Annotated in this window: 20 protein-coding genes and 1 other RNA gene; 6 read left to right on the top strand and 15 right to left on the bottom strand. The window is 52.3% G+C overall.

Features of this window, described 5'->3' with window-relative positions; translation table 11 throughout:
• The 5 genes from coaBC to EDM56_RS06355 form a co-directional block, all read right to left on the bottom strand.
• Complete coding sequence (coaBC, locus tag EDM56_RS06375) at positions 1-1,239, bottom strand: bifunctional phosphopantothenoylcysteine decarboxylase/phosphopantothenate--cysteine ligase CoaBC (protein ID WP_122917056.1); 1,239 nt, start codon at positions 1,237-1,239, stop codon at positions 1-3.
• A gap of 79 nt (positions 1,240-1,318) precedes the next feature.
• Entirely contained in the window at positions 1,319-1,528 is a 210-nt protein-coding gene (rpoZ, locus tag EDM56_RS06370; RefSeq protein ID WP_122917055.1) for a DNA-directed RNA polymerase subunit omega, read from the bottom strand.
• Positions 1,529-1,531: 3 nt separating this feature from the next.
• Positions 1,532-2,179: a guanylate kinase gene (gene gmk, locus EDM56_RS06365; protein ID WP_246009287.1), complete on the bottom strand. Its 648-nt coding sequence runs from the start codon at positions 2,177-2,179 to the stop codon at positions 1,532-1,534.
• Positions 2,172-2,441 carry an extracellular matrix/biofilm regulator RemA gene (gene remA, locus EDM56_RS06360; protein ID WP_122917054.1) on the bottom strand — a complete coding sequence of 90 codons (270 nt, stop codon included), beginning with the start codon at positions 2,439-2,441 and terminating at the stop codon, positions 2,172-2,174. The genes gmk and remA overlap by 8 nt, the downstream gene beginning before the upstream one ends.
• Before the next feature lie 25 nt (positions 2,442-2,466).
• Positions 2,467-3,354, bottom strand: a complete 888-nt coding sequence (locus EDM56_RS06355) for a YicC/YloC family endoribonuclease (protein WP_122917053.1) — start codon at positions 3,352-3,354, stop codon at positions 2,467-2,469.
• A 211-nt stretch (positions 3,355-3,565) separates the two neighbouring features.
• Here EDM56_RS06355 and EDM56_RS06350 point away from each other — a divergent pair, with 211 nt between their 5' ends.
• Positions 3,566-5,308 (top strand): Rqc2 family fibronectin-binding protein, encoded by a 1,743-nt coding sequence (locus tag EDM56_RS06350; RefSeq protein ID WP_122917052.1) that lies wholly within the window; start codon positions 3,566-3,568, stop codon positions 5,306-5,308.
• Between the two features lie 171 nt (positions 5,309-5,479).
• A complete protein-coding gene (locus EDM56_RS06345) occupies positions 5,480-5,995 on the top strand; it encodes a hypothetical protein (RefSeq protein WP_183192314.1) in 516 nt (171 codons plus the stop codon).
• Positions 5,996-6,268: 273 nt separating this feature from the next.
• On the opposite strand, the gene ssrS is transcribed toward EDM56_RS06345, so the two are convergent.
• From ssrS to EDM56_RS06320, 5 genes are all read right to left on the bottom strand, one after another.
• Positions 6,269-6,457: non-coding RNA, 6S RNA (gene ssrS, locus EDM56_RS06340), on the bottom strand.
• A 185-nt stretch (positions 6,458-6,642) separates the two neighbouring features.
• A complete protein-coding gene (locus EDM56_RS06335; protein WP_183192313.1) occupies positions 6,643-8,205 on the bottom strand; it encodes a long-chain-fatty-acid--CoA ligase in 1,563 nt (520 codons plus the stop codon).
• Positions 8,206-8,270: 65 nt separating this feature from the next.
• The gene (locus EDM56_RS06330; protein ID WP_122917050.1) at positions 8,271-9,434 is read right to left on the bottom strand and encodes a CaiB/BaiF CoA transferase family protein; all 1,164 of its coding nucleotides are present in this window, start codon (positions 9,432-9,434) and stop codon (positions 8,271-8,273) included.
• 693 nt (positions 9,435-10,127) lie between these two features.
• Positions 10,128-11,018, bottom strand: a complete 891-nt coding sequence (locus EDM56_RS06325) for a DMT family transporter (protein ID WP_122917049.1) — start codon at positions 11,016-11,018, stop codon at positions 10,128-10,130.
• An 11-nt stretch (positions 11,019-11,029) separates the two neighbouring features.
• On the bottom strand, positions 11,030-11,974 hold the full coding sequence (locus EDM56_RS06320) for a GntR family transcriptional regulator (protein ID WP_122917048.1): 945 nt from the start codon (positions 11,972-11,974) through the stop codon (positions 11,030-11,032).
• Between the two features lie 134 nt (positions 11,975-12,108).
• Between EDM56_RS06320 and EDM56_RS06315 the strand changes: the two genes are divergently transcribed.
• Positions 12,109-12,279 (top strand): YjzC family protein, encoded by a 171-nt coding sequence (locus EDM56_RS06315; protein ID WP_122917047.1) that lies wholly within the window; start codon positions 12,109-12,111, stop codon positions 12,277-12,279.
• Between the two features lie 53 nt (positions 12,280-12,332).
• Here the strand turns inward: EDM56_RS06315 and EDM56_RS06310 are convergent, their stop codons facing one another.
• Positions 12,333-12,575, bottom strand: a complete 243-nt coding sequence (locus EDM56_RS06310) for a hypothetical protein (protein ID WP_122917046.1) — start codon at positions 12,573-12,575, stop codon at positions 12,333-12,335.
• A gap of 83 nt (positions 12,576-12,658) precedes the next feature.
• Positions 12,659-13,384: a stalk domain-containing protein gene (locus EDM56_RS06305; RefSeq protein ID WP_183192312.1), complete on the bottom strand. Its 726-nt coding sequence runs from the start codon at positions 13,382-13,384 to the stop codon at positions 12,659-12,661.
• Between the two features lie 168 nt (positions 13,385-13,552).
• On the opposite strand from EDM56_RS06305, the gene EDM56_RS06300 reads away from it, so the two are divergent.
• Entirely contained in the window at positions 13,553-14,092 is a 540-nt protein-coding gene (locus EDM56_RS06300) for a DUF309 domain-containing protein (protein ID WP_122917044.1), read from the top strand.
• Here EDM56_RS06300 and EDM56_RS06295 read toward each other — a convergent pair.
• A complete protein-coding gene (locus EDM56_RS06295) occupies positions 14,073-14,759 on the bottom strand; it encodes a CPBP family intramembrane glutamic endopeptidase (RefSeq protein WP_122917043.1) in 687 nt (228 codons plus the stop codon). The genes EDM56_RS06300 and EDM56_RS06295 overlap by 20 nt on opposite strands.
• A gap of 116 nt (positions 14,760-14,875) precedes the next feature.
• Between EDM56_RS06295 and EDM56_RS06290 the strand changes: the two genes are divergently transcribed.
• Both EDM56_RS06290 and EDM56_RS06285 read left to right on the top strand, forming a co-directional pair.
• Positions 14,876-16,096 carry an MFS transporter gene (locus EDM56_RS06290; protein WP_122917042.1) on the top strand — a complete coding sequence of 407 codons (1,221 nt, stop codon included), beginning with the start codon at positions 14,876-14,878 and terminating at the stop codon, positions 16,094-16,096.
• Between the two features lie 112 nt (positions 16,097-16,208).
• Positions 16,209-16,685, top strand: a complete 477-nt coding sequence (locus EDM56_RS06285) for a CcdC family protein (RefSeq protein WP_122917041.1) — start codon at positions 16,209-16,211, stop codon at positions 16,683-16,685.
• A gap of 120 nt (positions 16,686-16,805) precedes the next feature.
• On the opposite strand, the gene pyrE is transcribed toward EDM56_RS06285, so the two are convergent.
• A complete protein-coding gene (gene pyrE / locus EDM56_RS06280) occupies positions 16,806-17,447 on the bottom strand; it encodes an orotate phosphoribosyltransferase (protein ID WP_122917040.1) in 642 nt (213 codons plus the stop codon).
• Positions 17,448-17,466: 19 nt separating this feature from the next.
• The gene (pyrF, locus tag EDM56_RS06275; protein ID WP_122917039.1) at positions 17,467-18,192 is read right to left on the bottom strand and encodes an orotidine-5'-phosphate decarboxylase; all 726 of its coding nucleotides are present in this window, start codon (positions 18,190-18,192) and stop codon (positions 17,467-17,469) included.
• Positions 18,193-18,199: the final 7 nt, after the last annotated feature.

The raw sequence follows: 18,199 nt of genomic DNA, 5'->3' as shown, positions 1-18,199 counted from the left end.
TCATCGTTCGGATGCGGCAGCTGCTCCGCGTTGATTCGTCAAGATGGCGTCGAGCAGCTTGTCCGCCACCTCGCGTTTGCTCATTTTCCCCGATTGCAGAGGCTCGCTCCCCCGGGCCAAAATCGTGACGATGTTGGTATCGGTCCCCATGCCGGCACCCTCCTGCAAAACGTCGTTGGCGACGATCATGTCCAAGTTTTTGCGTGCTAGCTTATCAGCAGCGTAATTCAGTACATCATGTGTCTCGGCCGCAAAACCGACGACGAACTGATGTGTTTTCCGCTTGCCTACTTCCGCCAAAATGTCTGGCGCCTTTTCCAGCTCGAGCGACAAATCGTCGCCCGTTTTTTTCATTTTTTGCGCAGAGACGGTTTTCGGCCGATAATCCGATACGGCTGCGGATTTGATGACTACCTCCACCTCTGGCAGATGCTGCATGACCGCATCGTACATTTGCTGCACGGACTCGACAGGAATGACCGTCACGCCGTCTGGCTTCGGTAGAGCCACTGGTCCGCTGACCAGCACGACATCAGCGCCTCGGTCGCGCGCCGCCTCCGCAATCGCGTAGCCCATCTTGCCGGTGGAATGGTTGGAGATGTAGCGCACAGGGTCGATTTTTTCCCGCGTCGGCCCTGCGGTGACCAGCACTTTTTTGCCCGCCCAATCGTGTTCTACCGGTGATGCTTCCTCTGTCAAAAACCGCGACACTGCCGCGAGGATTTCTTCCGGTTCTGCCAGCCTACCCTTGCCGATCCAGCCGCAAGCCAGCAGCCCTTCGTTCGGCTCCAAAAAACGGTAGCCGTACGATGCCAGCCGCTGCATGTTCGCCTGTACGGCCGGATGCTCATACATATTGACGTTCATCGCTGGCGCAATCAGCACAGGCGCTTTCGTAGCCAAAAGCGTCGAGGTGAGCATATTGTCGGCAATGCCATTCGCCAGCTTGCCGATCAGGTTCGCGGTCGCGGGAGCCAGCACGACCAAGTCCGCTTTGTCCGCCAATTCGATGTGCGCGATGACGCTCGGGTCCGGCTCGATGAACGTATCGGTATACACGTGACGATGGGTCAGCGCCTGAAACGTCAGCGGCTGGACAAATTGGGTCGCATTTTCGGTGAGGATCACATCCACAAGCGCTCCCGCCTGAGCGAGCTTGCTCGCCAACGCCGCGCCCTTGAAGGCGGCGATCCCTCCGGCAACGCCCAGAACGATTCTTTTCCCCTGCAATACCTGCATGCTTTTGCCTCTCCTCTCAACACAACTTACGCATCTTCATGTGAAAAAAACAACCTGCAAAGAGGTTGTTTTTTTCGGTCTACGCTTTGCGTACTTCTGGGTTTTCGTAAACGATTTTGCCGGTGATCAGCTCTTCGAGCGATTGTCCGACGAATTTGCGCGCTTTCGGCTTGTCCAGCTGCAGGTCGTTTTGCTCACGCAGCTGGCGAGCACGCTTGGACGCCACTGTCACCAGTGTGTACTTGCTTTCTACTTGTTCAACCAATTTGTCAATCGATGGAAACAACATGGATTAAACCTCCTTCAGGATCCACTTGCGATACTTATGGATTTGCCTGTCTTTTTTCAGATGCTCTGCTGCGATGATCGCCTTGATCTTGTCGCAGGCGGTATCGATGTAGTCATTGACCACGACGTAGTCATATTTGTCCATCAGCTCGATCTCGGTGCGGGCCATTTCCATGCGGCTCTTGATCGTTTCCTCCGATTCAGAGCCGCGACCGACGATCCGGCTTTCCAATTCGGACAAATCAGGCGGCGCCAGGAACAGGAAAACCCCTTCCGGAAACTTTTCCTTTACTTGCAAGGCCCCTTGCACTTCAATCTCTAAAATGACATCCTTACCGCTTGCAAGCGTATCCGCGACGAAGCGGCGCGGCGTGCCATAATAGTTGCCTACATATTCTGCCCATTCCAGCAGTTCGTCTTGCTCGATCATCCGTTGGAATTCGTCCCTACCTTTGAAGAAATAGTTCACGCCTTCCTCTTCCCCAACACGGGCGCTGCGCGTCGTGGCGGAGACGGAATAAATCAGCTCCGGCATCTTCTCTCGCAACGCTTTGCAGACAGTCCCTTTGCCTACCCCGGATGGTCCGGAGAGCACGAGAAGCAGTCCTTTGTCCTTTTCCATCGTACCTGTTTCAACTCCTGCTTTATTCATCAGACTCGTCATCTTTGTCATCTTTCGTATACAGACGTTGCGCGACAGTCTCTGGCTGGACAGCCGACAAAATTACATGATCGCTGTCTGTAATGATAACCGCGCGGGTCCGTCTTCCGTAAGTGGCATCCACCAGCATGCTGCGATCGCGCGCCTCTTGAATGATCCGTTTAATTGGAGCCGATTCCGGGCTTACGATTGAAATGATCCGGTTGGCATTCACAATGTTACCGAATCCGATATTAATCAGTTTAATTGCCATAGTTGCCAAGTCCATCCTTTCATCGTCACTCGATGTTCTGAACCTGTTCTCTCATTTTTTCCAATTCCGCTTTGATTTCAACAGCCAAATGCGAAATTCCTACATGATTGGCTTTTGAACAAATCGTATTGGCCTCGCGGTTCATTTCCTGAAGCAAAAAATCGAGCCTGCGTCCCACTGCTTCCGCGCCATTCAGCTGGTTGCCGAATTCCACACAGTGGCTGGATAGACGCGTCAATTCTTCTGTGATATCCGAACGCTCTGCCAGCAACAGGATCTCCTGCATGACTCGCTGCTCCTCGAACTCTTGCTTTAGCTCGGACTTCCATTCCGCGATGCGCGCAAGCAGCCGGCTACGGTGCTCCTCCACGACTGTAGGGGAGAGCGTATGTATCTCTTCCGCACAACGTTCGATTTTTTGCAAGCGCTGCTTAAAGTCAGCGAGTAGTCGTTCACCTTCCCGTTCTCTCATCAAGAGTAGGTCGTCCGTCGCCTCGCTTACAGTAGCAGACACCCACTCGGCAATTTCCTCGGGTGCAAGCTGTTCAGGTTCCGCTGTCGTGAGTACACCTGGCATCGCGAACAATTCATCAATCGATAAACGACCTTCCACTGCCAAGCGAATCGTCGCTTCTCTGGATAGCTGGACATATTGTTCTGCCAGCTCCCAATCGACAGCAACCGTTTTTTGGGCGACTGCCTGCCGTTCGAGTGAAATGGTAATATCAACGCGGCCGCGCTGCACTTTCGCACCGACGATCTTTTTGACTTGATCCTCTAACACCGCGTACGATTTCGGCAGGCGAACGACCACCTCGCAAAAACGGTGGTTGACTGCCCGCATCTCTACCGTTACGCGCAAATCTTGGTAAACCGATTCCTTTCGGCCAAACCCTGTCATTGATCGGAGCATGCTCACACATCCCGCCATAAGTACAACTTTTTTTGAATTTAGCGCTAAGGCGCTGCGTTTTTTCCTTACGATAAATAGACACAAAATCGTTATTCTATTATAGGAGACAATCATTGGCAGTGTCAACAAAAGCTGCGGGGAAACTTGTCGCTTGGGGTTGCTCCCGCGCTGTGGTACACTTAGTCCATTCTATACATAGAGGTGAAGAATCGTGGCTTTTGACGGAGTCGTCACCCGTGCCGTGGCGCACGAGCTGGCCAAACTGAAAGGAGGCCGCATCTCACGCATCCATCAACCGCATGAGAGTGACCTTGTTTTCGCCATCCGCGCGCAAGGCGGCAACCAAAAACTGCTGCTTTCCGCCAATCCGACCTATCCCCGGATTCATTTGACAACGGAAGAATTCGTCAACCCGACTGAAGCGCCGATGTTCTGCATGCTGCTGCGCAAGCATTGCGAAGGCGGCACGATCGAATCGGTCGAGCAGGTTGGCATGGAACGGATTATCCATATAGATGTGCGTTCTCGCGACGAGCTGGGCGATGTCACGCACAAGCGAATCATCGTCGAGATCATGGGCAAGCACAGCAACATCATTTTGATCGATGTCGACAAGCAGATGATTTTAGACAGCGCGCACCACGTATCACACGGCATGAGCCAGCATCGGCAAGTGCTGCCCGGACGTCCGTACATTTCCCCTCCCGCACAAGGAAAAGCCGATCCGCTGCAAGAAACGCAAGCCGACTTCATCGCGCGGATAAACTGGAACGAGGGAAAGCTGGATAAACAAATTGTCGATCGGTACAGCGGCGTAAGCCCGCTTCTTGCCAAAGAGATCGTGTTCCGTGCCGGCTTACCTACGCGTGAATCGCTGTGGACTGCTTTTTCCGAGCTGTTTGCGGAAGTGAAGCAGAACCGATACTCGCCAAACACAGTTATCACAAAGGAAAAGGCCGCGTTTTCTGTAACCTCCCTCACCCATTTGGTTGACGGGGAGCGCACGACTTTTGCTGATGTCAGTGACTGCCTACAGCATTTTTTCCAAGACAAAGCCCAGCGTGACGTGATCAAGCAAAAGGTTCATGACCTGCTGCGAATCGTCACCCTGGAAAAACAAAAGAACGAAAAAAAGATCGAGAAGTTGAAGCAGACGCTGATCGACGCGCAGGACGCCGAGCGCTTTCGCCTGTACGGCGAGCTAATCACTGCACACCTTCATCAGCTGAAACGCGGCGATACGGTTCTGTCTGCTGTGAACTGGTACGATGAGGCCGGCGGAACGATCGACATCCCCCTAGATCCGCTCTTAACCCCGTCGGAAAATTTGCAAGCGTATTTCAAAAAATACAACAAGGCCAAAAACAGCTTGCAGTTCGTCGAGGAACAAATTCGGCTTGCCGAGGAAGAGATTCTTTACCTCGATGGTCTGCTCGTGCAGCTGGAGTATTCCCGGATGAGCGAAACGGAAGAGATTCGTGACGAGTTGGCCGAGCAGGGCTATGTACGCAAACAAAAGCAGCGGAATGCGCGTAAGAAAAAAGATACGCGCCCCGAGCTGGAGGAGTACGTATCGAGCGACGGCACCCCGATTTTGGTGGGGAAAAACAACAAGCAAAACGAATACTTGACCAACAAGCTGGCAGCTGCCAATGAAACATGGCTGCATACGAAAGACATTCCGGGCTCACATGTGGTAATCCGTGCGCGAGAGTTTTCCGAGCAGACGCTGCAGGAAGCCGCCATGCTCGCTGCCTTTTTCAGCAAGGCTCGCGAGGGAAGCCAGGTACCTGTCGATTATACCTTGATCCGCAACGTCAAAAAACCGAACGGAGCCAAGCCCGGGTTCGTCATTTATGAGCAGCAGCGCACGATCTATGTCACCCCAGACAGCAAAACAATCGACCGACTAAAAAAACAAAACAGGACAAAACCCGCTGCTGCAAAGCCGTAACGGCGCCATGATACTTCAACACGGCTCGCGATTCCTACCTGTATAAAACAACCGTCCCATAAAGATAACGGTTCACGCATACTCAGTCCTTCAACGTTCATACTAAGATCATGGATCAATCGGAGACACATCAATTGTTACTCATCTTGCGATACAAAGAGGGGTTTTACAATGAACGTAGTAGGAATTGTGCAAACGGACTTAAACGAATTCAATATCTTGTTTGAAACGGGGGGACAAGGTGGCGGACAGGGCCAAGGCGGAGGGCAAGGGCAAAGCCAGCAAAATCAAAGCTCCCATGGCGATAATGGCAATGAAGACGACAACCTGTTCAGCTTCCTCACCATGGATAGTTCAGAAGACCAAAACCAGGGTAGTCAGCGTGGTGGTGGTGGCAGTGGCGGAAACGGCCAAGACCAAGGCTCTGGCCAGGGTGGTTTACAAGAAATGACCGTCCGCATAAAAGGGATTCCCGAAGGACAAAAAGCCACCTTCCTGCAAATGTATCAAGTCATCCAGGACGCCAAGCAACCCCAAGACCTGGAGCATAACTTGACAATTGTCGGCAATGGAAACGAGCAAGGGCAACAGGGACAGCAAAAAAATCAGCGCAGTACGCAAGGCCAGCCTGGGCAAATGACACAGCGCTATCAAAGCAACCAGCAAGGCTCTGGCAGCACGCATTAACTTTCAAGAGAGGCTCACCCAGCTTTTTTGGCGGAGCCGCGTGAACATAAAAACGCACGCCGCTTGGGCCGTGCGTTTTTTGAGTTGACTGCATCAAAATTAGACGCTTGACTGCCGGTCCCGCCCCAAAAAACTAGGCCGCTTTCGACGCATGTTCCAGTGTTAAATCCACAATATCCCCCTATTTTGGGCAAAAAAAATAGCCCTCTCGCCATCAACCTATGGTGGCGACCAGCTATGGTGGCAACTCTTTTCATTGGGTATTAAAAAATAAACAGCCCCGCTCTGCCGTCTGGCATCATGTTTCTATAACCTGTTACTAACAGGTGGGTGACCCGTCATCGCTTTTGCCTTCCCATGCGTCCGTACCGGAGGTGGGCCTGACATACGCGAAAAGTTCTGTCTCCCTGGAAACACTTAAGGTTAAAAACATAAAAGCCAAAACGCACATCGCAGGAGTCTGTTTATTTCACTTGTGTTGTTCTTCTTGCCATTATAGTAGCATACGAAAGACCTTTGCACAAATATAATTCCTGCCATGCTAGGAAAGCGACTCTACGATTCCCTTGATGCACCAGTTCTTTTTTGCGCCACGTTTTTTGTAAGATATGCAGCAGTGCACAAGTTGATACTGCAAAACGCTCCTATCAGTTCACTTTGCGGGATTGACCGAGCCAATAGTTGTCCCGCAGATTGCGCTTTAAAATTTTGCCCGCTCCGCTTTTCGGCAGCTCGCTCACAAAATCAACCGATTTCGGCACCTTGTAGTTCGCTAAATAGCTGCGGCAATGCTGGATCAATTCCTCCTCCGTCAGGCTAGTGCCGTTTCGAACGACTACGACCGCTTTGACCGCCTCGCCCCAGCGCTCGTCCGGAACCCCGACAATCGCCGCCTCCAAGACGCCAGGATGTGTGTAGACGACATTTTCCACCTCAACGGAATACACATTTTCGCCTCCTGTGACGATCATGTCTTTTTTCCGGTCGACGATGAAAAAGAAATTCTCCTCGTCCACCGTCGCCATGTCCCCAGTACGCAGCCATCCCCCGCGCAGTGCGGCTTCCGACTCCTCTGGACGGTTCCAGTATCCTTTCATGACGTTTGGTCCCCGTGCGACGATTTCCCCAACCTCGCCAGGCTTCACATCCCGATCCTCAGCATCGAAGCAGCGTACTTCCACGCCAGCGAGCGGTTGACCGCACGATGCCAGGCGAGCGACCAAATTCGGCTCCCCTTCCGTAACGTGATCCTTCGGCATCATAAAGGTGAGAACCGGCGCCGCTTCGCTTTGCCCATACCCTTGGTAAAACTGGATAGGCAGTAGCTCTTTCGCCTTCTTCAGCACTTCAGGCGGGCATGGCGATGCGCCGTAGAGGACTTTGCGCCAGCTTGTGATGTCATAGTCCTTCAGGCCCGGCAAATTGATCAAAATATTGATCATCGTCGGGACAAGCAGACACGAGGTGACCCGCGCATCTTGGATCGTTTGCAGCACTTGGTTCGGCTCGAACATCCGCACATGTGCATGTGTTCCGCCAACGACAGTGATGGCAAAGGTTGAAGCACCGTCTGCTAAATGGAACATCGGAGCCGCATGCAAGTATATATCATCTGCTGTGTAGTTAAGCGCCAGGCCGACATTGTAGGCATTCGACAAAAGATTGCGATGCGTGAGCATAACCCCTTTGGGCATGCCCGTCGTGCCCCCCGTATAAAAAATACCGGCGATCTCCTCTTCCGTCACGCGCCCGACCAGCTCTACCGGCTGTGCAGAAGACAGCATGTCCTCATAACCGCTCATCCCATCGCCTGCACACTCATCCTCGCACAGCACAAACCGCTCGATCGAGGCGATTTCCTGCCGTAGCTTGGGTACGATCGGCAAAAACTCCTTATGCATAAACAACAGCTTCGCTCCGCTGTCTTTCAAAATGAAGTCGAGTTCTACCGGGGATAGCCGCACATTGAGCGGAACCGCGATCGCCCCTAACAAGGTGATCCCGTAAAGCAGCTCCAGGTAGCGCGATTCGTTTAGCAAGAGCAGGGCGACACGGTCGCCTTTTTTCACGCCTGCCTCTTCCAGCGCGCCCGCAAGTAGCGCAACACGCTGCGCGAATTGTTTATAAGTAAAGCGTTTTTCCCCATCGATGATCGCGATCTTGTTCGGCCTGTTTTTCGCTTGCGTAATCAGAGACTGAGTGATGATCATACATTCTCCCCCTTGCAATCGCCAAAATCGTTCCAGTTCCGTTGTGGATCTTTCCATAGGGCCGCTCAATCTAGCGCGCCGCCGATCAGCCCAACTGCCTCATATGCGCGCAGCTGCCTGTCTGTCATGTGGAGTCGCTCGCGCAATATGTCAAAGGTGTTTGCTCCCAGTGTGGGCGGTGGGCTGAAATGCTCATTCGTCTCGTGCATCGTCGTCCGCACCTGCAAAATGTTCGCCCACTCGCCCTTCTCCTGCGCAGACAAAAGCTCGCGACCATGCCAAAACGGATTGTCCAATAGCGTGTCCATTTCTTCTACCGCCGTCAGGCAGCAATCCACTTCTAGTCCCAGCTCATGCCATTCGCTCTGCGTCCGCGTGAGAAACAGCGAGCGCACTTCCTCCTGCAGCTCCGCTACCGACCACGCATCCAAATGGGATAGCGCTTCCCAATCCTCCCGTCCGACGGCATGGCAAAAATTAACCCAGAACTTTTCCTCCACCGCTGCGAAAGCGACAAAGCGAGCGTCCGCCGTCTCATACATCCCGTACATCAGCTGTTTTTGCCCGAGTTTTTCGGCTTCCCGCCCGCGCCCTTCCGCAATCAGCATGGCGTGCTGGCCCATCCAGGAAGCCATCACATCTATCGCAGCTATGTCCAAAAACGCCCCGATCCCCTGCCGCTCCTTTTGCACGAGGGCGGCGCATACTTGCTCAGCAGCATAAATCCCCGTGGCATAATCAGATACAGGAACGCGGGGCAACAAGGGCCGGTGGTGTTCAGGGTCATTCGCCAACATGCCGGATTGAGCTTGCACGTTCAGGTCATGGACGCCCGCTTGGCTGAGCGGCCCTCGCTGTCCATAGCCGGTGATCGAGCCATAGACAATCGCCGGATTCACGCGCCGGATGGCATGATAATCCAGACCGAGCAGCTTCATGACACCGGGACGATAGCTTTCCAGGACGACATCTGCCTGACGCGCAAGTCCAAACGCGAGCTCCTTGCCCTCTTTGGCGCGCAGGTTGAGAGCGATGCTCTTCTTGTTGCGGTTCAGTGCCAGAAAACCTGCACCGGTCCCATTAATCAAAGGAGGCTGGGCCCTCTGCGGATCGCCTAGCGGAAGCGTTTCCACCTTGATTACGGTCGCCCCCAAATCGGCGAGCCTCATCGAGCAGTACGGGCCTGGCATGTTCATGGTGAAATCGAGGATGGTAATTCCCGAAAGCATCCTTATCGCCTCCTTTCGCAGCGTTTTGCGAAAAGCATCCAAGCCATCTTTTTTGCTATGTATTCGGCAGAAAGCTTTCCTAATCCTCCCAATTTTCTGACAATATAAACTTCATTTTATATGGTAAGAAAAACTTCTTTCAGAAGTCCTTTCAAGAAGCAGGTCCTTCGATCTATGGAAAGTTTTACCGATGCCGATGCTAGAAGTGACGCTGAGGTACTCCGTCTTCCGCTCCAGAATTTATAAGCGCGAGCACTTATAAATTCTTATACGATCAAAAAAAAGAACCGGCACGTATCTCCGGTTCTTTTTTCCGTTCTTATTTGCCATAGCCACCAATCATTCGATTTTCCATCATGTGATGGTCATGGTGCATATACATCATGGAAGAGGAATCATAGGACTTGCTGCTGCCGCAGCCACATCCGCCGCCATGGTGATGGCCTCCGTGGTGGCATTTGTGGAAATCCGTGCAATGCGTTTTGTAGTAAGGCACCAATACTTTCTTATAGTGCTTTACCTTGCAGCATTTCTTGCAATGGCAACTCGTCTTGCAATGTGAACGTGAACGTCTGCATCCGCAACCCATTGTAAGATCACCCCTTTTGTCTTGGTACATTTACAATGTATTACACAAGGGGGCGTTGCGACTGGTACAAATGACCAAATGCCTTGAAAATCAGCGTATGTCCCTTAGTCAAGCGCCCGCCGTCTCTGGAGACGCTCAGCGAACACGACACCTGTCAGCACGAGACAGCCGCCGATCACCGTTTGCCAAGTAAGCGTTTCTTTCAGGAATAGAACCGAGGCGATGACACTGATGACTGGCATAAAGTTCAGATACACGCTTGCCTTGCTGGCCGACACTGATTCCACAGCCTTGTTCCACAACCAATAGGCCAAAATCGAGGATCCAATGGTGAGGAACACCAGCGACAGGATGGTTTTGGGCGGAAACGTCGGCCAACCGAGCACCCCGATCTCCACTACAGCAAAAGGAAAGATCATCGCGGCGCCGATCAGCAAAAGGAGTGCGGTGAACAATTCGCTGGGCAACCGATCCTCCCCCTTCGGCTTTTTCATCTGGACGATATAGACTGCCCAGATGATGCAGCCTGCTAGCACCATCATGTCGCCAAACAGTGAGCTGTCATTCGATTTGTCCGATTTCAGGGCGATCAGCAATACACCGGTCAAACCGATGAAAAGTCCGGTCCACTGCTGCCAGACGATCCGTTCTTTGAGATAAAAATAAGCAAACACCATCGTAAAGAGCGGCAAAGTCGAGTCGATAATGCTGACGTTGACTCCGCTTGTGAATGCGATGCCTGTATAACCGAATAAAAAGTAGCCTGCCACGCCGGTAAAGGACAGCGAGCAAAGGCGCAGCCACGGGATGGTCATGTCACTTTGCTCCTTCTTGGCCTTTTTCCAGGCGTACGGCACAAACAGAATGCTGGAGAGCGCCAGACGCATAAACGTCAACGTAAGCGGCTCGACCGTCTCCAACGCCCATTTGGTCGGAGGGATAGTCGCTCCCCACAGTATTACTGCCAAAAGCAGCATCGCATTTGTTCGACTCACGCTATCCCTTCCTAATGGGTCACGATTTTACGAAGCTCATTGATTCCGTGGTGATCGGGCACTTCCCGAAACTCCTTCACTTTCGGCAGCGTCAATAGCTGCGGCCGCGTCATGTAGCCTGGCTTTGAAATGTAGACGACATCGCAGGTAGCGATCCGCTCGAACACATCCGAATGATTCACTTCAATTGCATTCAAGTCCAGATGGGTGATGCCCGCATTGACCAAATCGTTCATCATTCCTTCGACGCCGCGGGTCGTCGCACAAATAAGCCCCACTTTCGTTGAGCGCGGATAGGCGTCAAGCTGCGGAATAACAACGGTCGGATCGGGGATGAAGTCGAGGCTTACCACCGGCGGAGCTTCTCGCGGCAATGCTTGCTTGACGCGCAGGTTCACTGACGGATGCGTCACGATCGCCTTGTATTGCTGCAAAAAGCACGTGTCCTTTTCCAATCGCTCCCAAAAGTCCTGCAAGGTCCAGCCCTCTACCATGGCGCTCGGCAAATGGTACTGGACCAATCGACAGTATTCCGCCAGCTCCAGTTCCGTGAAGCGAAGAAATAGGACAGGAAGGTGCTTCAGCTCGTCTATCACGATGGACATCACCCGTGAAAATTCGTCCATCGTATAGCCCATCGCCTTCACCTTATGCACCGTCTCCTTTGCCAGCAGAGCCAACTGAGCCGGATTGCGCATCATTGATGGATCATTCACAATATTGCTAACAATCGTGCCCCGTCCCTGCCTAGAATCGACCAGCCCTTCCTGCTGGAGGCGCAGGTACACGCTGCGGACCGTGTTGTAGTTGACATGAAGCTGCGCAGCCAGCTCACGCACAGTGGGAAGGTGCGCCAACGGCTCAAGATCGCCGCTACGAATCAGTGAGGCAATCTGTTGGTATAATTGCTCGTGGTACGAATGATTTGAATCTTTTTGCAATTGTATGCGCAGCATTTTTTTCCTCCGCATGATTTCATTGATATATCAATCAGTATATCAATGGATAACACCCTTTGTATAGGTGGGATGAACACTTCCGTATCGGAAATACTAACCCCGTAGCCAGCGTAGAAAGTGAGGTGGAGAGCATGGGCGAACAAAGCCGTTTCAAAGAGGGAGACAAGTCCCCCAAAAATGGCGTCTACATGGAGATCGGAGAATCCGGCTCCGGTGTGCAAGACCCGATGATCATTGAATTGGAAAGAGGCCAGAAATTCCCGGCGACACGTAACAAAAACCGTGTCTGGACGCAAAAATAAGCAGCAAAAAACGTCAGGGGTTGTTTGATCCCTGACGTTTGCCATAGAGCCGATCAGTCTTCGTCTCCGTCCTCTTCCTCATCATCAAAATCTTCCGGGCTCAAGTACGTGATTTTCACGCCTTTGCTCATCAGATAAGCCAGCACGGCATGGTTGAGCGCTTCATCCGCAATCAGCCCCAGATGCTCGACCAATTCCAATTCTTCCAGTTCGCCGGTCTCTGCATCCTCCACCAGTTCAATCACTTCTGTCATCCGTTTTGCTTGTAACGCATTCATAATTTCGTCTCTTGTCATACAATCCTCAACTCTCTGTTAGGTTCTCTCTCTTATTTCACTACAGTCTGCGGTCAATTGCAAGGCTTGCCACACCTCAACCATTACGGAAGCAACCTGCCTGAAAGGTAATACAGCCAACCGCTACTTTTCGCCTTGATGAAAAGCGCTCCTTTGTAAATCCCGATCCGATAGTCGTCTCCCCCTTCGCCTTGCAGCAGCAAAATCGGTTCCTCCATACTGTCGGTCCGCGTCCACACGCCTGTGATCGTTTTGTTGTCACGCGAGCTGATCCATTCATAGGTGCCATCGGCATGGATATCCAATGAGCCCTGCAACGTATCTGCGCCCTGGTAAATGGTGCTTTGGCCGGAATTCGGATGCGTTTCCCATGCGATGCCAGGGAGAAACAGCTGCCACTTGTGAAAAAGCCCCGATGCTGTCGCCCCATCCGCCTTTTGTTGCGCTTCCTGTCCTTGGGGTTTTAGGACAATTTGCAGGCCATCCGTCAAATACCTGGCCGGAATCATCAGCGCGCCATTTTCATATTTTGCAAAAACGCCTGACCGCACTTGCTTGCCGTTTATATAGAGAACTGGTTGGTTTACCTGGAAATAAACCGAGTTGTTTCCGCTCATCATGAGGAACATTTGTGAGTTATAATGATAAAAGAGGTCCACGTCATACTGCTGCATGACCGTTTGGGCAGGGAGAAAAACCACTGCACCTGCGACAGCTGCCGCTCCATTCGGCTTACTTGACGCGTCAGCGTAAGCGACTGATGAGAGCGAGCATGCCAGCAAGCCTGTGAGCAACCATTTCTTCACCATGACTAATCCCTCCATTCCCCGCTTTGCTAAAGTCTATGCGGGACTGGAGCTCGTCTTGATCAAAACCTATGCCTCTTCAGACATTTGTTCCGGGATCAGGCTGCTAAGCGCCGCCAGCGCAGTCTGCCAAGAAGATTCCGATCTGGCACTAGAAAAGGAGATAACGCGATGTATCCCAACGCTTACGTAGACTATTTGATTCATTTTCACACCGACCGAGATTATTTTGAATGCCATGAGATTTTGGAAGAGTATTGGAAGAGCTTGCCTGACCGTGGCAAACACAGCACGTGGGTAGGATTGATTCAGATCGCCGTCTCGCTGTATCACCAGCGGCGCAACAATTTCAGTGGCGCGCGGAAAATGCTCGCTTCCGCATACGACATTTTGCAGGCGAATCCAGACACGCTGCAACAATTGGGGCTAGCGTCTGATGAGCTACTCAAGCGATTGGAAGAGCGGCTAGCTGCACTGGACAGCCAGCAGGTCTATCACAGCATCGACCTGCCGATTGCCGATCCGGCGCTTTTGGCGCACTGTCAAAAGTTTTGCGACGAGCGCGGCTTGGTGTTTGGCAGTCCAAGCGATCTGGGCAACGCGTACATTTGCAACAAACATACCGTTCGCGATCGCCGGGATGTCATTGATAAACGAAAAGAAGAATTGGACAGAAAAACAGCTGAGCGTCTCAAAAGATCCACCAGCTGAGCGCCAGCATAATGCCGAGGTCTGCCAGCAAATGGCTGATCCAGACGGCATAGATCGGGGGATGGCGACGCTTTATATACGCCCACATCATCCCTACGCAAAAGACCGCTCCCGTGATCACTGCCCCCCATTTCCAGCCAAATAACACCGTGCCGATGACTACATGATAGAGCGCATAAAAAAAGCTGCTCAACAGCATAGCGGTCATCGGCGCCACCACCCGTTCCAGACGCTCCAACAAAAAACCGCGCCACATCAATTCCTCCAGCAAGGAATTCACGAATACGATATAGGTAAAAAAAAGGCCCAGCCAATCAGCGGAGAGCCCCCAGCGAATCAAGACGGGGCGAATTTGCTCCTTATCCGGCACCACTTGCAGGAGCAGATAAAGCCCCGACAAGGCAGCGAGACACAGTACCGTCCCTGTCGCAATCCCGACAAAAATCCCTTCCGTCCTGGTAAACCAGATAGCAAATGCCTCGCTCCACCGCGCTCGCAAACTACCTTCCCCAATTCCGTGTACGATCGGAATCATGCAGCATACCAAGAAATGAAAGAGAATAAACGTGGCCATCAGACTTTGCAGCCAGACAAGCCCGACCCAAACGGCGCTTGTCCCGAGTATCCCGTAAGATATGGCAAGACGAAGCAAGTGCGTACGGTGCAACTCTCAGCCCACCTCACACAAAGCGTAGTGACATGATCGTTTTATTGTTTGCAGTTGGTGCTTATGTTATACTGTGCCAATAAAAAATTTTTGATTATTTGGGAGAATCGACCAAGATGAACTTATTACGCAATCGCACCTTTCTTTTACTGATGATTGGCGAAAGCATTGCGGGGGCAGGGCTGTGGATTTTTATTATCGGCAATCTGCAGTTCATGCAGCATATCGTTCCGTCCGACACCGTGAAGGGGCTCATCTTGATGGCGGGGTTGATGGCAGGCGTGCTGCTTTCGCCAAAAGCAGGCGCCTTGATCGACCGCAGCGATAAGAAAAAAATCTTGTTTACCTCAAGCCTGCTCCGCTGCGCCAGTCCGCTCTTGATGATCCCCGCCATCGACCACCAATCGATCTTCATCATGATTTGTGCCCTGGTGATACAACAAGCATCCAATGCATTTTACTTGCCCGCTGTGCAATCTTCGTTGCCAGCCATTCTCGGCCCATCCGAGTTGTTGCGCGGTAACAGCATTTACCTGAATGTGACCACGATCTCGCGCATTGGGGGAACAGCGCTCGGTGGTGTGCTGGTCGCCTCGCTCGCCCTTGACCAGCTCTATTGGTTCACGTTTGCAGCAAATATCTTTCTTGCGGTCGCCACGCTGTGGATGACGATTCCTAAGCAAACGGAAACAAAAGCTCGCCCAAAACAGGCGATGCGCTTTTCCGAGGTGTTTTCCTTGATCAAGCGGGAACCTGCCGTCATTATCGGGCTTTGCAATACGTTCATCATCACTCTGCTGCTCGGCGGCTTCAATCTGCTCGTGCTCAAATACAGCGAGATTCAGCATTCGCCTGAGGTGATGGGCTGGATTTATACCGTGGAGGGAACGAGCATCCTGATCGCAGGGCTTATCAGCAAACAGTTGATCGGCAACCGTAACCTAGTGCAGTTCTCCTCGATGCTGTTGTTTGTGTTTGCGCTGTCCCAGTTTTTCCTTTCCTTCGCCGAAAGCCGATTGATCGTACTCGTCGGATTTGCCTTGTTTGGTGTCACCGTCGCATTTTTCTTCCCTTCCGTGACGACGATATTCCAGAAGCGGCTGCCTGACGATACCCATGGCCGGTTCTTCGCCTTCAAAGGAATGCTCGAGCGCGTCCTGATCCAGGTTTCTGTCATAATGACAGGGGCATGCCTCGATTTGATTGGACTAAACGGCTTCATGTGGGTAATGTGCGGGGCGACCTTCTTCATGGGTGTTTTCTCGCTCGTCTATGGCAAGCGGCATCCCGTGGACGTCCGTCAGCACCAGCTATCTAATCATGAGATCTCAGGCTGATTCCTCCTTGATTCACAAATGAATCCATTGCGCTTTTTTCGAAAAAGAGTACACTAGTAAACGAGAGGTTTTCTACCGAAATTCGCAATCAGGATTGAAAGGAGCAGATCGAATGCATCCTACGTTACAAACGATATCTATGATCGTGGCGCTTTTGATGGCGACCTCGATGATTTTCATTCGCATGCGCGCGGCGAGAAAGCCGATTTCCTTTCGAAAAATCATAGCTCCACCGTTTTTCATGTCGACCGGATTCTTGATGTTTGTGCTGCCGGATACGACCACGTCAATCAGTTATGATCTGATCGCTTTTTGCGTCGGCGTGATCTTTTCCATTCCGCTGATTCTCACATCTCGCTTTGAATTGGTCGGCAGCGATGTGTACTTGAAACGATCCAAGGCGTTTTTCTTCATTTTGGTCGGTCTCTTGATCGTTCGTATCACATTGCGAGAGGAGATCGAGCCAATCTTTTCCGCAATGCAGACTGCGGGGTTGTTCTTTGTCCTCGCATTCGGCATGATCATGCCATGGCGCGTAGCGATGGCCGTGATGTACCGCAAATTGATGAAAAAACAAGCGAGCTTTTGAGCCTGCTTACGCGATGCACCGTCCGGAACCATTCCGGCGGTGCTTTTTTGTGTGCTTGTTCAATAAAAAGAGCCACCCCTAAGGGTGACTCTTTATCGTTTGTTGTGCTGTCTAGCAGGATTAGGCAAAAAACGTCCGTGGCGATTTGCGCCATTCTACCAGCACATTCTCCTGCTCAGGTGTGATGATACCTTGCTCTTTTGCGACAGCGAGCAGCTCGGTGTAGTTGGACAGCGTGGTAAACGGCACGCCTGCTTCGTTGAAAAGCGCTTCAGCATCTGGGAACTGGTAGGAGAAGATCGCAACCACGCCGAGCACGTCCGCCCCTTCCGCCTGCACTGCTTGTGCTGCTTTCAGCGAGCTGCCGCCGGTCGAAATCAAATCCTCGATGACTACCACTTTTTGTCCTTTGGTAAGGCTACCTTCGATCTGATTTTGACGGCCGTGGCCTTTCGCCTTGTCGCGCACGTAAATCATCGGCAGCCCCATTTTGTCAGCGATCCAAGCCGCGTGCGGGATACCTGCCGTCGCCGTGCCCGCGATCACTTCCGCATCAGGAAAACGCTCGCGGATCGTTTGCACGAAAGCATCGGCAATTTTGCTGCGAATCTCGGGATGAGACATCGTGATGCGGTTATCGCAATAGATCGGCGATTTGATCCCGGACGTCCAGGTGAACGGCTCCTCTGGGCGCAGATGCACCGCTCCGATAGTTAGCAGGTGGGATGCCACCTCTTTCGCAATAGACGCAATTTGACTCATGATTGTATCCTCCCTTTTTCTATCTCGATGCTTTCAGTGAATCGATCATGTCGTTCCAGGCTGCACGCGGATCAACTGCGCCGGTAATCGCTCGACCGATCACAATGTAGTCGCTATTCAAGGTCAAGAGCGCTTCCTCCGGTGTCGTCACACGGGTCTGGTCACCTTTTGCCGAGCCTGCCGGACGGATGCCCGGAGTCACGGTGACGAAGCTTGTGCCGCACGTCTCTTTGATCAGTGGAACTTCCAGCGGGGAAGCCACTACCCCATCAAGCCCTGCCTCTTTCGTAAACGCCGCATAGCCTGCGACGGTGTCTTCCAGCTTGCCTGGAATGAGAAGCTGGCTGTTCATTACATCCTCACTGGTGGAGGTCAACATGGTGACACCGATCAGGAGCGGGCGCGGGGAGCCTGCCGGCGTCCCCTGTTCCACTCCTTCGCGAGCTGCTGCCATCATTTTCACGCCACCTGCCGCATGCACGTTCATCATATCGGCACCGAGGCGCGCTAGACTGCGCATCGCGCCTTGGGCCGTATTGGGAATGTCGTGGATTTTCAGGTCGACGAACACCTTGAAGCCGCGTTCTTTCAATGTGGAGACGATCGCTGGGCCCGCTGCGTAAAACAGCTCCATGCCGACCTTGACATACTTCACATCACCCGTAAGCCGGTCTAAGCAAGCATACGCTTCTTCAGGCGATCCGAAATCGAGCGCTAGAATGATCCGTTCGCGAAAATCTGTCATGCTTTCG

Origin of the sequence: Brevibacillus fluminis (assembly GCF_003710825.1) — a bacterium.
GTDB classification, from domain to species: Bacteria; Bacillota; Bacilli; order Brevibacillales; family Brevibacillaceae; genus Brevibacillus_D; species Brevibacillus_D fluminis.
This window is presented reverse-complemented; position numbering and strand designations above follow the sequence as displayed.

What these genes read in the sequence shown, in the direction of transcription:
- coaBC (WP_122917056.1), bottom strand. Translation starts at nt 1,239, where the DNA reads ATGCAGGTATTGCAGGGGAAAAGAATCGTTCTGGGCGTTGCCGGAGGG.
- rpoZ (WP_122917055.1), bottom strand. Translation starts at nt 1,528, where the DNA reads ATGTTGTTTCCATCGATTGACAAATTGGTTGAACAAGTAGAAAGCAAG.
- gmk (WP_246009287.1), bottom strand. Translation starts at nt 2,179, where the DNA reads ATGAATAAAGCAGGAGTTGAAACAGGTACGATGGAAAAGGACAAAGGA.
- remA (WP_122917054.1), bottom strand. Translation starts at nt 2,441, where the DNA reads ATGGCAATTAAACTGATTAATATCGGATTCGGTAACATTGTGAATGCC.
- EDM56_RS06355 (WP_122917053.1), bottom strand. Translation starts at nt 3,354, where the DNA reads ATGCTCCGATCAATGACAGGGTTTGGCCGAAAGGAATCGGTTTACCAA.
- EDM56_RS06345 (WP_183192314.1), top strand. Translation starts at nt 5,480, where the DNA reads ATGAACGTAGTAGGAATTGTGCAAACGGACTTAAACGAATTCAATATC.
- EDM56_RS06335 (WP_183192313.1), bottom strand. Translation starts at nt 8,205, where the DNA reads ATGATCATCACTCAGTCTCTGATTACGCAAGCGAAAAACAGGCCGAAC.
- EDM56_RS06330 (WP_122917050.1), bottom strand. Translation starts at nt 9,434, where the DNA reads ATGCTTTCGGGAATTACCATCCTCGATTTCACCATGAACATGCCAGGC.
- EDM56_RS06320 (WP_122917048.1), bottom strand. Translation starts at nt 11,974, where the DNA reads ATGCTGCGCATACAATTGCAAAAAGATTCAAATCATTCGTACCACGAG.
- EDM56_RS06315 (WP_122917047.1), top strand. Translation starts at nt 12,109, where the DNA reads ATGGGCGAACAAAGCCGTTTCAAAGAGGGAGACAAGTCCCCCAAAAAT.
- EDM56_RS06310 (WP_122917046.1), bottom strand. Translation starts at nt 12,575, where the DNA reads ATGACAAGAGACGAAATTATGAATGCGTTACAAGCAAAACGGATGACA.
- EDM56_RS06305 (WP_183192312.1), bottom strand. Translation starts at nt 13,384, where the DNA reads ATGGTGAAGAAATGGTTGCTCACAGGCTTGCTGGCATGCTCGCTCTCA.
- EDM56_RS06300 (WP_122917044.1), top strand. Translation starts at nt 13,553, where the DNA reads ATGTATCCCAACGCTTACGTAGACTATTTGATTCATTTTCACACCGAC.
- EDM56_RS06290 (WP_122917042.1), top strand. Translation starts at nt 14,876, where the DNA reads ATGAACTTATTACGCAATCGCACCTTTCTTTTACTGATGATTGGCGAA.
- EDM56_RS06285 (WP_122917041.1), top strand. Translation starts at nt 16,209, where the DNA reads ATGCATCCTACGTTACAAACGATATCTATGATCGTGGCGCTTTTGATG.
- pyrE (WP_122917040.1), bottom strand. Translation starts at nt 17,447, where the DNA reads ATGAGTCAAATTGCGTCTATTGCGAAAGAGGTGGCATCCCACCTGCTA.
- pyrF (WP_122917039.1), bottom strand. Translation starts at nt 18,192, where the DNA reads ATGACAGATTTTCGCGAACGGATCATTCTAGCGCTCGATTTCGGATCG.